Raw genomic sequence first — 14480 nt, 5'->3', positions numbered from 1 at the left:
AAAATGCGCAGGTAGATGCATGTATATCGAACACCTGTTCATATATTTTCTGTGAACAGAGAGCCGGCAATCGCAGCTCTTATAAAAAACGGGCGCGAACCGAAGTCCGCGCCCGTAAATGTCGATACCCGAAGGCTTACTTGCGCATCAAGCCGCCGCGCTCGTCGATGGCGTCCCAGAAGGCGCCGGCAAAGCGAGGATCGCTTGCGGCCATGAGGGCGTTGGTGGCCATCCAGCCAGACGGGGTGCCGGTGTCGTAGCCCGAGAGCGGGTCGATGACGACAGCGTACATAGCCTCGCGGTCGAGCGAGCGGGCCATGGCGTCAGTGAGCTGAATCTCGCCGCCCTTGCCGGCCTGCTGATCGGCGAGCAGGTCCATGACCAGCGGGCTCAGCAGATAACGGCCGACGATGTACAGGTTGGACGGAGCCGCCTCGGGAGCAGGCTTCTCGACCAGACCGCCGATACGCCAAACGGCACCGGGCTCGTCGTCGGCGGCATTCTCGAAGCCCTCGAGGGAACCCACGCGATCGCCGGCGATGACGCCATAGCGGCTGACTTCCTCGGGAGCGCACGCGGCAACGGCGATAACCGAAGCGCCACCGTGCTCCTTGGAAACGGCAAGCATCTTGTCGCAGATGTCACGGTTGGGCACAACGTAGTCGCCCAGAAGAACCAGGAAGTTCTCCCCTGCCACGGCGTCGGCAGCAGAGCGAATGGCATGACCGAGGCCCTTGGGCTCGTACTGATAACGGAAGTCGACCGGCATGCCGCCCGCGTGGGCAACAGCGTCGGCGTAAGCATCCTTACCGCGCTCGCGCAGCAGATTCTCGAGCGAACGGTCGGGCTGGAAGTAGCTCAGCAGCTCGGGCTTACCGGGAGAGGTAACGATGATGGCGTCGTCGACCTCCTCGGGGTCGAGCGCCTCCTCAACGACATACTGGATGACCGGCTTGTCGAGCACCGGCAGCATCTCTTTGGGCGTGCACTTAGTGCCAGGCAGAAAACGCGTGCCAAGACCGGCGGCGGGGATGATTGCCTTCATGTTATTCAAGGATCCTTTCGCAGGCGCAGAATGCGCCCTGTGCGTGCGGCACGGCGGCCGCAGACCAAATTGCGATACCGAAGTATCTTACCGCCGGAGACATACGTCGCCGTAAGGCAAACGCAATTCTTCAGCAGGTCAACGCAAATTATTGCTCGAATGGTGCAATTTTACGCCCCAGCGGTAACGGGATTGGCGCGGCGAAGGCAGCGGTGTGCTGCGTGCCGAGCAATGGGAATGAAGGGCCAAAACAAAAAAAGACGGGGCTCGCAATGCGAACCCCGTCTGCAAAGAAATCTGGCGAGAGAGCCTGATTACTTGAGGGTGACAGCAGCGCCAGCAGCCTCGAGCTTCTCCTTGGCAGCCTCGGCGTCCTCCTTCTTGGCACCCTCGAGAACAGCCTTGGGAGCGCCCTCGACGACCTCCTTGGCCTCCTTCAGCCCAAGGTTGGTGAGCTCACGGACGGCCTTGATGACCTGGATCTTGTTGTCGCCGAAGCCCTCGAGCACGACGTCAAACTCGGTCTTCTCCTCGGCCTCAGCAGCGCCAGCAGCGGGAGCGGCGACAACAGCGGCAGGAGCAGCGGCGGAAACGCCGAAGGTGTCCTCGATAGCCTTGACGAGCTCGGAAGCCTCGAGAAGGGTCATTTCCTTAAGAGCATCGATGATCTCATCGGTGGTAAGCTTAGCCATTTCTAAGTCCTTTCGGTTTCCGTGCGAATGCACGGAGATCAGTTAAAACACGGCGCGAATGCGCCAGGGGTGCGGCGTTGCCGCCGCGGATGAAAACAGCAACTAGGCTGCCTTCTGCTCGGAGACCTGCTGGATCGAACGAGCGAGACCAGAGGAAACGCCGTTGACGCAGACAGCGATGTCGCGAGCGAAACCGGAGATGAGACCGGCGATCTGGCCGAGAAGCTGATCCTTGGTGGGCAGCTCGGCGATAGCCTTAACATCATCAGCGGAAACGGCCTTGCCGTCGGAGATACCGCCCTTGATCTCAAGGACGCCCTTGGACTTAGCGGAGAAGTCCTTAAGGGCCTTAGCGGCCTCGACCGGCTCGGACTCGTAGAACACATAAGCGACGGGGCCGGCGAGAATCTCGTCGAGCTCGGGCTGCTCCTGGTTCTTGAGAGCGATCTTGACCAGGTTGTTCTTGTAGACCTTCATCTCGGCGCCGCACTCGCGAAGCTGATGACGCAGCTCCTGAGCCTGCTTAACCGTCAGACCGTTGTAGTTGACGACGAACAGACCGGCGTTCTCGGCGATACGGGACTCGATCTCTGCAACCTTGTCGATTTTGTACTGCTGGGGCATGAATTACACCTCCTCGAATTCTTTCCGGGCACGGTCCGCCACAAGGACGTGACGGGGGCATGTCCAAAAAGAAAGCCCCCGCGCTGCATGAGCGACGGGGGCGAGAAGACATATCTACTCGACCACCTCGGCTGGCGGGAAGTCCCATTAAGCTCGCGGGTAAGACCCGTTTGCGCCGGCTGTCTCTGGCAGCGGATTCGTGCGTGAACCGAAAGTATTATGGCGGGGACCCCGGCGTCGGTCAACGGAAAACCGGGCTGCACACAATTCCACCATCCGGCCGCGCCGCCGAAGGCCGGGCGCAAGGTTTTCGCTCGGTCAGGTCCTGGGCTCGCTCGGAAAGCACATTAAGTGCTTTCCGGCTCGTGCGGAATCTACGAAAACCTTGCGCCCGGCCTTCGGCGGCGCGGCCTGCGGTGACTTTGGGGCAGCCCGGTTTTCCGTTGAGCGACGCGCCCCACTCATAATGCTTGGGTCGGTGGGCTGATGTGTTGCGTCCCGTTGGGCTATAAGGTTGAAATGAAGGTGGACAGGCGGCGGAGGCCTTCGTCCAGGTCTTTATCGGAAACGCAATAGCTGAGGCGGACGTGGCCTTCGGTGCCGAAGCAGTCGCCCGGGACTAGGGCTACGTTTGCCTCTTTGATGGCTTTGATGCAGAAGTCTTCGCTGGTTAGGCCGAACTTTTTGATGCTCGGGAAAGTGTAGAAGGCTCCTGCGGGCTCTACTACGTCGAGGCCCATGGCGTCTAAGGCTGCGAGCACGCGTTCGCGACGGGCTCGGTAGACTTTGAGCATGGGGGTTGGGTCGACGGCCAGGGCTCGGGCTGCGGCGTCCATTTCGAAGGAGACAGCACTCGATACTAAGTATTGGTGGGCCTTTGCGATCTCGGCGATGACGGGGGTTGCCGCTGCGAGCCAGCCCAGGCGCCAGCCAGTCATAGCCCAGGGCTTGGAGAAGCTCTCGATGACGACCGTCTGCTCGCGTAGCTCTGGGTGGCGCTGGGCAAAGCGCTCGTAGCCATCCACATAGACCAGACGGTTGTATACGTCGTCGCAGACTACGTAGATGCCCGCCTGCTCCGCTACGCGCGCCACGGCGTCGAGCGATGCCGCGTTGAGGATGCAGCCCGTGGGATTGTTGGGCGTGCAGATGACGATGGCCTTGGTCGCCGGCGTCACGCAAGCACGAAGTGCGTCCTCGTCAATCTGGAATTGCGCGGGCTCCGTATCCAAAAAGACCGCCTTGGCGTGGTTGGCCACGACGATACTCTCGTACAGGCCAAAGGCCGGCGTGGGGATAATGGCCTCGTCGCCGGGGTTGAGCATAGCCATGAATGTTGCCGACAGGGCCTCGGTCGCGCCGTCGGTCAGGATGACCTCGTCGGCGGAAAATGCCAGGCCCGCGTCACCCATATATTTGGACAGTGCCTCGCGCAGGGCGGGACGGCCGTTGTTGGGCGGATAGTGCGTGTCGCCGCGGTCGAGCGAGGCCGTCACCTCGGCGCTAATCACATCGGGCGTGGGAAAATCGGGCTCGCCAAGCGCAAGTGCGATGCACCCCGGGTGCTGGGCGGCGAGCGCATTGATCCGACGGATGCCGGAGGGCTTGAGCGTGGCAAGCGAGGTATTCATGGGCAGACGCATGGCGTTCCTTTCGTAAGGGTTGCACTAGGATAGCGCGGCGGAGCGCCACCAGACGGTGTAACCTAAACGGAAACCAACCGGAAAGGAAGCGGCATGGAGACGACCGCACGCGGCGATGTACCAAAAACGTTGCAAACCATTGCGTATATCAGCATTCCCAATAGCGCCGATCTTGAGTTTTTGCTCTGGGACCTGCAGGATGCCATCGCCGCCTATGCTCAGCTTTCTGGCGCCGTGCTCCCCCGCCCGATCGATTTGGAGGCGGATGATGCCGACGGCGTTGCCGATGGCATCGTACTGGCCATTGAAGATGTGGCTGACGATGAGACGTTGACAGCTATCGAGCAGGCTCTTGAGCGCTTTGGCGGTACGGGAACGCGTGTCTATGCCGCGATTCGAGCCGCGCAAGAGGGCGCTGAGCAGGCGCGTGGGACCGCCGTTCGTCTGTACAAGGCATGCGAGCGCCATGACCAATTGTGGTGCGGCGGAGTTGTCATCTGTGCCGGTGGCGGCATCGCAGCGCTTCACCATTCCCCACGCATGGGTCTCTTACGCCGGCCTTTTTCGGAAGCGATGGATAAGCTCGTAGGCGCCGTTCGCATAGGCTGCTCCATTGAACATGCGCAGCTGCTTGGCGGCGGCGATGCCGGTAGTGTCGACGTCGACGGCATGGTGCGCGTCAAGCCTGCCGTGCCCGCACCAATCTGGCGCGCCATCATCAAACGCCTCGGCACCCATGCTCAATCAAGTATCTAAATTAGAGAGCTGCCCAGTCAACGGCCTCGCGCCAGCGCTCGACAAGGCGTTCCAGGCGCCATGCCGCATTGGCGGGACTTGTCGACGGCAGAACGATGGCCGGCAGCCCCGTGCGCTCTTGCAGGTAGTGCTTGTAGAGCCGCCCTGCCGTGCCGCCGTTACAGACAACGACCTCGATAGGAGCTGCACCGGTAATACGCTCGGCATGCGCCGGAACGATGTTTTTGATGCTCGCGTCGCTTGAGCCCTTAATGTCGCAGCTCTCGATCACATCCCACAGGGCCACGCCGCCGTTCAGCAGCATGGCCCGCTTGGCGGCAATCGAGGCATCGAGCGTCGCGGGCTCGCCGCTTGCCAAAGAGTCTCCCTCGTTGGGCGGCACGGGCGCACCAAGGCACGCGGCCATCACGCGCCAAAAGCGGTTCTGCGGATTGCCATAGTAGAAGGCATTGGCACGCGAGAGCACCGAAGGAAACGACCCCAACACCAAAACGCGCGAGCGCTCGTCAAACACGGGTTCAAACCCATGCTCAATATGCTGATAGCCCTCGTCAGACGCGGCCACGAGCTAGGCCCTCAGCAGATAGCGCACCTCGTAGGGTGCAAGCTCAAGGGTACCCGTCAGCTCGACCGTGGGAGCATCGTCGGCAAGTAGGTCGACGAAGGAGCCGTTGAGTTCGCCGGCTCCAAAGGTATAGGGCTCGTTCACGGCATTGACCGCCACGAGCACCGTCGCGTCGTCGCAGGCGCGCTCAAACAGCAGCTGCTTATTCTGGATCACCACGTTGCGATAGGCACCGTAGTTGAGAGCACGGGCCGCCGCACCGTCTGTCGAGTGCAGGTGCGCGAGCTGCTTGATGAAGGCCGTCAGCTCGTTGGGCGCAGGCTCATCGAGCGCAGGACGTAGCGCCCAATCGCCATCGGGGCCGCCCTTTTCGCCAGTAATCCCCCACTCGCTGCCGTAGTAGACGCATGGAATGCCCGGCATACCAAAGAGCATGCCGTAGGCGGGGCGCAGGCAGGACTTGTCCGTCAGGATGCTCGCCAGGCGCGGCACATCGTGGTTGTCAACAAACGACAGCAGGTGTTTGCCGCGGTAGATGCACCACGGGTCGCCGCCAAACTGGCGGTGCAACGAATGGGCGATCTCGAACATGTTGACCGAGTTAAAGCTGGAGTACAGGCCCTTGTAGCACTCGTAGTTGGTGCAGGAGTCGAGCATCTCGTCGTTGACGATCTGGTTGTAGTCGCCGTGGAGCGTCTCACCAATCAGCACAAAGTCGGGCTTGAGCTCACGGGTAAAAGTATGCAGGCGGCGCATAAAGTCGCGGTCGAGCATATAGGCGACGTCCAGGCGCAGACCGTCGACGCCAAAGACCTCGGCCCAGTGACGCACAGACTCAAGCAGGTAATCGACCACGGCGGGGTTTTGCAGGTTGAGCTTCACAAGCTCAAAATGGCCCTCCCAGCCCTCGTACCAAAAGCCGTCGCCGTAGCACGAGTCACCGTCAAAGCTGATGTGGAACCAATCCTTGTAGGGCGAATCCCACTTGCGCTCTTGCACATCGCGGAAGGCCCAAAAGCCACGGCCCACATGGTTGAAGACGGCATCGAGCACCACGTGGATGCCGTGGGCGTGCAGCGTGTCGCACACGGCGGCAAAGTCGGCATCCCCACCCAGGCGGCGATCAATATGGCGCAGGCTGCGCGTGTCGTAACCGTGGCTATCAGACTCGAGCGGCGGGTTGATGAGCACAGCGCCAACGCCGAGTTCCTGCAGGTAGTCGGCCCACTTGGCGATTTTCATAATGGGAGCATCGGGGTTAGGAACAACGTTGACGGCCTGGGCAAGCTCATCCTCGGCAACGGGCGCGACGTTTTCGCGCGGAGCTCCGCAAAAGCCCAGCGGATAGATCTGATAGAACGTCGCCTCGTATGCCCACATAGCAACCTCCCGGTAAGCTCAACACAACGATATCCATTGTATGCCCGGCTTGCATCCCCTTCCCCAAAATAAGTTGCGGTGGAATAGGGACTGTTTGCCGGGTTTATTGGGCCCAGCAGTCCGTATTTCACCGCAACTGATGAGAGGACGTGATTAGGCGACGACCTTGGCGCGACGGATGGTCGGGAACAGCACGGTGATGGCGAGGATGACGCCCACGACGGCAATCGCCCCGCCCGCGAAGCCGATCCAAGCGATACCGGGACCCGAAACCACGGCGCCGCCGATTGCGGTGCCCGTGCCAATACCGAGGTTAAACAGGCCCGAGAAGATCGACATGGCGACGGCCGACGAATCTGCCGACGTGCACTTGATGAGCTCGGCCTGAAACGCCACGTTAAAGGCCGTGGCGCAGCAACCCCACAGTGCGCAGACGGCAAGCACTGTCACGAGCGACGATGCGGCCGGCCCCATGAGCAGCAGGGCCACCGGCACGCCGGAGAGCGTGATAGCCAAGAACGGGAAGCGATGCCCATCGAACAGGCGGCCAAACAGCCAGCTTCCGAGCAAACCAGAGCAGCCAAACGCCGTCAGCGTCATGGTAATGGCGCCCGCATCGACGTGCGCGACCTGCGCCAGGAAGGGCTCGATATAGCTGTAGCTTGCGTAATAGCCGGTCGCCATGAAGACCGTGACTGCGTAGAGCGCGATGAGGAGCGGGTTCTTGAGCAGCTCGGGCAGCTGTTTGACGGTAAAGCGCTCACCCGCCGGCATGGCCGGGAACACCGCTGCCTGGTAGACGACCGCGATGGCTGAGAGGCCCCCGACCACGGCAAACGTCATGCGCCAGCCCACGGCCAAGCCAATGGCGCGACCGAGAGGCAGGCCAAAGATCTGCGCGATGGACGAGCCCGTAGCGATCATGCTGATGGCGAGCGCGCCGTGGCGAGTGTCGACCAGGCGCGAGGCCATAATCGAGGCGACTGACCAGAACACGGCATGTGCGCAAGCGACCACCAGGCGCGCGCAGACCAGGATGGGATAAGTCGGCGCCACAGCGGACAGAAACTGGCCCAGCGAGAACACGGCGAGCACGCCCAGCAGCATCCGCTTGAACTCGAAGCGCGAGGCAAACACCATGAGCGGCAACGACAGCAGCATGACGCCCCAGGCGTAGACCGAGATCATGATGCCCGCCTGGGCCTCGGTGAGCGAGAACGACGCGGCGATATCAGTCAAAAGGCCGATGGGCATAAACTCCGACGTGTTGAACACGAACGCACAGCAGGTGAGACCGACGAGTGGGAGCCACTGCCTGAGCGTGATGCCGTCTTGCCTTGTCTGAGTCATATATAACGTCTCCAATCGTTTTGAGCGGAGGCGATTATATAGCAACGGCCCCGCATCCGTCAGTACAGAAGCGGGGCCGAAAACAATTCGATACACAGAGGTTGCGCCGTCAATTCATAACTAAGCCAACCCCAGCAATATGCCCGCCGAATGCACGACAAACGCCACGATCCAGGCGACCGTCACTTGAAACGCGAACACGGCAACGGCGTAGCGCGCGCCCAGCTCGCTCTTGACGGCGCCGATGGCTGCCACACAGGGCGGGTACAGCAGCGTAAAGACCAGGAACACATAGGCAGTGAACGGCGAAAACATGGTCGACAGTGCCGCGGGCGAGGTCGCGCCCAAAAGCACCGTGAGGGTCGAGATGACACTCTCCTTGGCGATAAGTCCGGTGACGAGCGCCGTGGATGCACGCCAGTCGCCAAACCCAAGCGGCGTCAGCGCCGGCGCAATGATGCTGCCGAGACCCGCAAGCAGACTCTGCGACTGATCGGCGACCACATTAAAGCGGATGTCGAACGTCTGAAGGAACCAGATGACCACGGTAGCGGCAAAGATAATGGTAAAGGCCTTGGTAATAAAGTCTTTGGCCTTATCCCATGCCAGCATCACCGTCGTCTTGACGCTCGGCAGGCGGTAATTGGGCAGCTCCATGATAAACGGCACCGGGTCGCCCTTAAATGCCGTGCGGTTGAGTACCAAAGCCGCGATACAGCCAACCGCAATGCCGATCAGATAGAGCGAGACCATGGCGGGAACCGTCGCCTGTGGGAAAAACGCCCCGCACAGCAGACCATAGACCGGCAACTTGGCCGAGCAGCTCATGAACGGCGTGAGCATGACCGTCATCTTGCGGTCGTGCTCGGATGGGAGCGTACGGGTCGACATGATAGCCGGCACGGTGCAGCCAAACCCGACGAGCATGGGTACAAAGCTGCGGCCCGACAGGCCAAAACGACGCAGCACCTTATCCATGACAAAGGCGACGCGCGCCATGTAGCCCGAGTCTTCCAGAATGGAGAGGAACAAGAAGAGCACGACGATAATCGGCAGGAAGGTCAGCACACTGCCCACGCCCGTAAGCACGCCGTCGACAGCCAGCGAGCGCACCACGTCGTTGGTGCCGAACGCCTTGAGGCCCGCATCGGCCGAGGCGATGATAGCAGCGATACCGTCCTCCATGAGCCCCTGCAACGCCGCGCCGATCACGCCAAACGTCAGCCAAAAGACGAGGCCCATGATCACCAGGAACGCCGGAATGGCCGTGTAGCGACCCGTCAGGATGCGGTCGATCTTGACGGAGCGCACGTGCTCGCGGCTCTCGTGCGGCTTGACGACGCAGCGCCCACACACGTCGCCGATGAAGCTAAAGCGCATATCGGCCAGCGCGGACAGGCGGTCGGTGCCGGCCTCGCCCTCCATCTGGGTAATGATGTGCTCGATGGCGTCGAGCTCGTTGCGATCCAGGTGAAGCGCCTCGGTCACCAGCTCGTCGCCCTCAACCAGCTTGGTCGCCGCAAAACGCACGGGAATGTGCGCCGTCGCGGCATGGTCCTCGATAAGGTTGGCAATGCCGTGAATACAGCGATGCAGTGCACCGCCGTCTGGGCCATCGGGTGCGCAGAAGTCCAGGCGGCCGGGACGCTCGCGGAAACGCGCCACATGCAGGGCATGGTCCACCAGCTCGCCGATACCCTCGTTGCGTGCGGCGCTAATGGGGACGACCGGCACGCCCAACAGACTCTCGAGCAGGTTGACGTCAATGGCGCCGCCGTTGGTCGTCACCTCGTCCATCATGTTGAGCGCGATGACCATGGGGCGGTCGAGCTCCATAAGCTGCAGCGTCAGGTACAGGTTACGCTCGATGTTGGTGGCGTCGATGATATCGATGATGGCGTCGGGGTTTTCGTCAAGGATGAATTGACGGCTAACGATCTCTTCGCCCGTGTACGGCGACAGCGAATAGATGCCAGGCAGGTCGGTAACGCCCGCCTCGGGGTGGTTGCGGATAGTGCCATCTTTGCGGTCGACCGTCACGCCGGGAAAGTTACCGACATGCTGGTTGGAGCCCGTCAGCTGGTTAAACAGCGTGGTCTTGCCGCAGTTTTGGTTACCGGCAAGGGCAAAATGCAGCGGCGCACCCTCGGGCACGGCCGTCTTTGCCGCGCGGGGCGAATACGTCCCCTCGCCGAGTGCCGGGTGCTCCGTCGTGCCGATTGCGGCGTTAGCGCGCGGACCCGTATCTGTGTCGTGAACACCCACGAGCTCAATCCGTGCGGCATCGTCCTTGCGCAGCGTCAACTCGTAGCCACGCAGGCGAATCTCGAGCGGGTCGCCCATGGGGGCGTACTTCATCATGGTGACTTCGGTGCCCGGTGTTAGGCCCATGTCCAAAATATGTTGTCGGAGTGCCTGGTCGTCCGATGCCACCGATGCGACAACGGCGTCCTTTCCAATCTCGAGCGTATCGAGCTTCACGTCCGTGTTCCTCCCCCGGCGCCCACAGGGCGTTGCATTTTGTTTACCATGACTAACCGTTTGCCATGGCTAACCAATTTTAAGCTTACATGATAGCGTGAACACACAATGACGTTCAATCAGCAGATTGGCGCAATGGGGACAGGCAGGAGAGTTCAGGGCCATAGTTTCCCGATGAGGCCTCTCGGGGAAACTACATCCCAGAATTCTGGCTCGAAACGGGATATGGTTTCCCAAACAGGCCTCTTACGGAAAATGCATCCCGGAATCCCCACTCGAAACGGGACGCACTTTCCCAGTCGAGGCCCTATGGGAAACCGTGTCCCACCTTGAAAGGCAAAACTGGGACGCAGTTTCCGGGCGGGGCATCAAAAACAAAGTTGCGGTGGAATAGTTCCTGGATGGGCTGGTTGATGCCCCAGATCGGAACTATTTCACCGCAAGTTATTGAAGGGCTGGGATGCCCGTCCTCTTACAGATGGCGCTCCAGGAAGCGGAAGGCTAGGCGAATCCAAGGGCGGACCGCCACCTGCTTGTCCTCGTTGTCGACCGCGGTGTTGGCGTTGCCGAGCGAAAGGCCGTGACCACCCTGGTCGAAGACGTGCATCTCGCATGCAACGCCCTCCTCGGCCATGCGCTGCGCAAACGGGTAGACCTGCGCGATCGGCGCCGTCTTGTCGTCGGACACGCCCCACACAAAGGTCGGTGGCATCTGGCGCGAAACATGCGTGGTGGGGCAGATGTCGGCCAGATGCTCGTCAGTTGCCTCGCCGCCCGTCACCATCGACAGGTAGTCGTTGAGCAAATCGCGTCCCGTCTTGCCGCCCGTCTTGGGCACGCGCAAGTCAATGCGCGGATCGCGCGTCTGCATGTCGCGCACATAGGCAAAGTCGAGCAATGGATAGCCCAGCACCACGGCATCGGGACGAATGTCGTCCGGACGCGCCCCGGCAAGTGCCGCGAAGGGGCCGGTCTTCCACTGTGTTGCCAGCGAAGCGCAAATCATGCCGCCAGCAGAAAAGCCCACGACGCACACGCGCTTGGGATCGACATGCCACTCGTCAGCGTTGGCGCGCACCGTGGCGACCATCTTGGCAAGATCTGCCTGGGGGTGCGGAAAGCTCACGTCACCCGTAGAACTCGTGACATAGTTGAGCACAAAGGCCTGGTAGCCGTGATCCAAAAACGCAAACGCCACGGGATCCTGCTCATGCGGAGCGATATGCGTAAACGCACCTCCGCCGCAGATAATCACGGCAGGGCGGCGGCCATTCGGTTTATCGGGCAGCGGCTCGGCACCCAAATACGTAAAGGTCGCCGGATATTCCTCGGTCGGCTCCTCGCCCCACAGCGCATGGTTCTCGACAATCATATGTGCTCCCTTCGCGCAAATTAAGCGCCCTTGTTTTTTGCCTTCAAGCGTACCCCACTTGAACCCGTGGCGCAGAAACACTCCGGCAATAAGTTTCCCTTCAACTGATATATCACATAATCCCAGCTCAGAGGTATCTTTGAGCAGCGTAGAATAGGGGCGTTGACCAAGCCGCGAAACACATATGAAACGTTTCCGGCAAACCAAACGCGCGATATGCGCCTATTTAAGTTGGAGGCAACTATGGGTCTGCTCGATTCGCTTAAGTCCACCTTCACCTCGACCGGCGAGGCGTCCGTTCCGCCCGCAGCAAGCTTCGCTACCCGCGAAGGCGTCATCTATGCCCCCGTCAACGGCGTGCTCGTCAACCTGAACGAGGTTCCCGACGAGACGATCGCCTCGGGCATGCTTGGCCAGGGCTATGGCATCGAGCCCATTACCGGCACCATCTATGCGCCCGCCAACGGCCGCATCGGTGCCACCACTGTCACCAACCACTCCATCGGCATGATTACCGAGGACGGCCTGCGCGTGTTCATCCATGTTGGCCTGGGCACCGTGGAAATGAACGGCAAGGGTTTTGCCCGCTTTGTCGAGATGGGCGATGTGGTCAAGGCAGGCCAGCCGCTCATCAGCTTCGACCGCGAGGCCATTAAGGCCGCTGGTCACGAGGACATCGTGACCGTCATCGTCTCCGAGCTCGATCGTCTTAAGAGCATCGACCATGTCGGCGAGTCTGGAACGCTTATCGGCGGCAACCCGCTCGTCAAGCTTGGCGACCCGCTGCTGGTTGCCAAGACCAAGTAGCCAGGCCCCGCGCCACACAGCCAAAAGGCACCTCGTCAAGCGCCCACGACCATTAGGCCGCGGGCGCTTTTCGTTTGAAAAACCATCCCGCCAATGCCTTATCTGTATAGCCCAAATGAGCCGAGCTGCTAAAATATCGAACTGTATGGATAACTATCATTCAACCGTTATGGGAGGATACGTGAACCGCACCAAAATCGCGCAGCTCTATGCCGATGCCGAGTCGCTCGGCGGCCAGACCGTCACCGTCGCCGGCTGGGTCAAGTCCGTCCGCGACATGAAGAACTTTGGCTTTGTTACGCTCAACGACGGCAGCTGCTTCCGCGACCTGCAGGTCGTCATGAACCGCGAGGCACTCGACAACTACGACGAGATCGCCCATCAAAACGTCTCGGCCGCACTCATTTGCACCGGCACCGTCAAGCTGACCCCCGATGCGCCCCAGCCTTTCGAGCTTTCTGCCACCTCCATCGAGGTCGAGGGCGTCAGCGCCCCGGATTACCCGCTGCAGAAGAAGCGCGCAACCGTCGAGTTCCTGCGCACCCAGCAGCACCTGCGTCCGCGCACCAACCTGTTCCGCGCCGTGTTCCGCATCCGCTCTGTCGCGGCTGCCGCCATCCACCGCTTCTTCCAGGAGCAGGGCTTTGTCTACGTCAACACCCCCATCATCACCACGAGTGACTGCGAGGGCGCCGGCGAGATGTTCCGCGTGACCACGCTCGACCCCAAAAATCCGCCCCTCACCGAGTCCGGCGAGGTCGACTGGAGCCAGGACTTCTTTGGCAAGCATGCAAGCCTCACCGTGTCCGGCCAGCTCAATGCCGAGAACTTTGCCATGGCCTTTGGCGACGTGTACACCTTTGGCCCCACCTTCCGTGCCGAGAACTCCAACACCACGCGCCACGCCGCCGAGTTTTGGATGATCGAGCCCGAGATGGCCTTTGCCGACCTTAACGACTACATGGATAACGCCGAGGCCATGCTCAAGTACGTCCTTAAGGACGTCATGGCAACCTGCCCCGACGAGCTCAATATGCTCAACAAGTTTGTGGACAAGGGTCTGCTCGAGCGCCTGGACCATGTCGCCAACTCCGACTTTGCCCGCGTTACCTACACCGAGGCCGTCGAGATCCTGGAGCAGGCCGTCGCCGCCGGTCACAAGTTTGACTATCCCGTGAGCTGGGGCATCGACCTGCAAACCGAGCACGAGCGTTTCCTGACCGAGGAGCACTTTAAGCGCCCGACCTTCGTGACCGACTACCCGGCCGAGATCAAGGCGTTCTACATGCGCATGAACGAGGACGGCAAGACCGTCGCCGCCGCCGACTGCCTGGTGCCGGGCATCGGCGAGATCATCGGTGGCTCCCAGCGCGAGGAGCGCCTGGATCTGCTCGAGGCCCGCATCAAGGACCTGGGTATGAATCCCGAGCAGTACAAGTACTACCTTGACCTGCGCCGCTACGGTTCCTGCAAGCACGCCGGCTACGGTCTGGGCTTCGAGCGCTTGGTCATGTATCTGACCGGCGTGGGCAACATCCGCGACGTCCTGCCGCACCCGCGCACCGTGGGCAACGCCGACTTCTAATCGTCGAACGCTAGCTCGCGTCGCCACACGCCAACGCTCATCGCACAAGCGTCTCTCGACATCGGTCGAGAGACGCTTTTTTCAACAGCATCCGTCAAGCTTTTGGCAAGTTTTTGGTCAGTTGAGCAGGGCTGTTGAAAACTCGACCCGCCGTTTGCCGACGACTACCGACCGCCCAGA

12 protein-coding genes are annotated in these 14480 nt (G+C 61.0%); 3 read left to right on the top strand and 9 right to left on the bottom strand.

Annotated features, from left to right (window positions below; genetic code table 11):
* Window positions 1-136: 136 nt before the first annotated feature.
* The 4 genes from GPK42_RS07735 to GPK42_RS07720 all read right to left on the bottom strand — a co-directional run bounded on the left by GPK42_RS07735 (window position 137) and on the right by GPK42_RS07720 (window position 4004).
* On the bottom strand, window positions 137-1045 hold the full coding sequence (locus tag GPK42_RS07735) for a UTP--glucose-1-phosphate uridylyltransferase (RefSeq protein WP_006235006.1): 909 nt from the start codon (window positions 1043-1045) through the stop codon (window positions 137-139).
* Between the two features lie 314 nt (window positions 1046-1359).
* Window positions 1360-1737 (bottom strand): 50S ribosomal protein L7/L12, encoded by a 378-nt coding sequence (gene rplL, locus GPK42_RS07730; RefSeq protein ID WP_006235005.1) that lies wholly within the window; start codon window positions 1735-1737, stop codon window positions 1360-1362.
* Window positions 1738-1839: 102 nt separating this feature from the next.
* Window positions 1840-2361, bottom strand: a complete 522-nt coding sequence (gene rplJ, locus GPK42_RS07725; RefSeq protein ID WP_006235004.1) for a 50S ribosomal protein L10 — start codon at window positions 2359-2361, stop codon at window positions 1840-1842.
* A 506-nt stretch (window positions 2362-2867) separates the two neighbouring features.
* Complete coding sequence (locus tag GPK42_RS07720; protein WP_215694699.1) at window positions 2868-4004, bottom strand: pyridoxal phosphate-dependent aminotransferase; 1137 nt, start codon at window positions 4002-4004, stop codon at window positions 2868-2870.
* Window positions 4005-4097: 93 nt separating this feature from the next.
* Here GPK42_RS07720 and GPK42_RS07715 point away from each other — a divergent pair, with 93 nt between their 5' ends.
* Window positions 4098-4760: a hypothetical protein gene (locus tag GPK42_RS07715; RefSeq protein ID WP_215694697.1), complete on the top strand. Its 663-nt coding sequence runs from the start codon at window positions 4098-4100 to the stop codon at window positions 4758-4760.
* A gap of 1 nt (window position 4761) precedes the next feature.
* Here the strand turns inward: GPK42_RS07715 and GPK42_RS07710 are convergent, their stop codons facing one another.
* The 5 genes from GPK42_RS07710 to GPK42_RS07690 all read right to left on the bottom strand — a co-directional run bounded on the left by GPK42_RS07710 (window position 4762) and on the right by GPK42_RS07690 (window position 11908).
* Entirely contained in the window at window positions 4762-5325 is a 564-nt protein-coding gene (locus tag GPK42_RS07710) for a DNA-deoxyinosine glycosylase (RefSeq protein WP_215694695.1), read from the bottom strand.
* Between the two features lie 3 nt (window positions 5326-5328).
* Entirely contained in the window at window positions 5329-6705 is a 1377-nt protein-coding gene (locus GPK42_RS07705) for an alpha-amylase family glycosyl hydrolase (protein ID WP_215694694.1), read from the bottom strand.
* Window positions 6706-6858: 153 nt separating this feature from the next.
* A complete protein-coding gene (locus GPK42_RS07700; protein ID WP_215694692.1) occupies window positions 6859-8055 on the bottom strand; it encodes an MFS transporter in 1197 nt (398 codons plus the stop codon).
* A 120-nt stretch (window positions 8056-8175) separates the two neighbouring features.
* Window positions 8176-10536, bottom strand: a complete 2361-nt coding sequence (gene feoB / locus GPK42_RS07695; RefSeq protein ID WP_215694690.1) for a ferrous iron transport protein B — start codon at window positions 10534-10536, stop codon at window positions 8176-8178.
* 472 nt (window positions 10537-11008) lie between these two features.
* A complete protein-coding gene (locus GPK42_RS07690; RefSeq protein WP_161160737.1) occupies window positions 11009-11908 on the bottom strand; it encodes an alpha/beta hydrolase in 900 nt (299 codons plus the stop codon).
* Between the two features lie 243 nt (window positions 11909-12151).
* Between GPK42_RS07690 and GPK42_RS07685 the strand changes: the two genes are divergently transcribed.
* Together GPK42_RS07685 and asnS are read left to right on the top strand one after the other, a co-directional pair.
* Entirely contained in the window at window positions 12152-12715 is a 564-nt protein-coding gene (locus GPK42_RS07685; protein ID WP_040359007.1) for a PTS sugar transporter subunit IIA, read from the top strand.
* A gap of 181 nt (window positions 12716-12896) precedes the next feature.
* A complete protein-coding gene (gene asnS / locus GPK42_RS07680) occupies window positions 12897-14300 on the top strand; it encodes an asparagine--tRNA ligase (RefSeq protein WP_117635367.1) in 1404 nt (467 codons plus the stop codon).
* The last annotated feature ends 180 nt before the right edge of the window (window positions 14301-14480 follow it).

This window comes from Collinsella aerofaciens (assembly GCF_018785265.1).
Taxonomy (GTDB): domain Bacteria; phylum Actinomycetota; class Coriobacteriia; order Coriobacteriales; family Coriobacteriaceae; genus Collinsella; species Collinsella aerofaciens_AI.
Note: the sequence above shows the minus strand (reverse complement) of the source record. Positions and strands in the feature narration are given on the sequence as shown.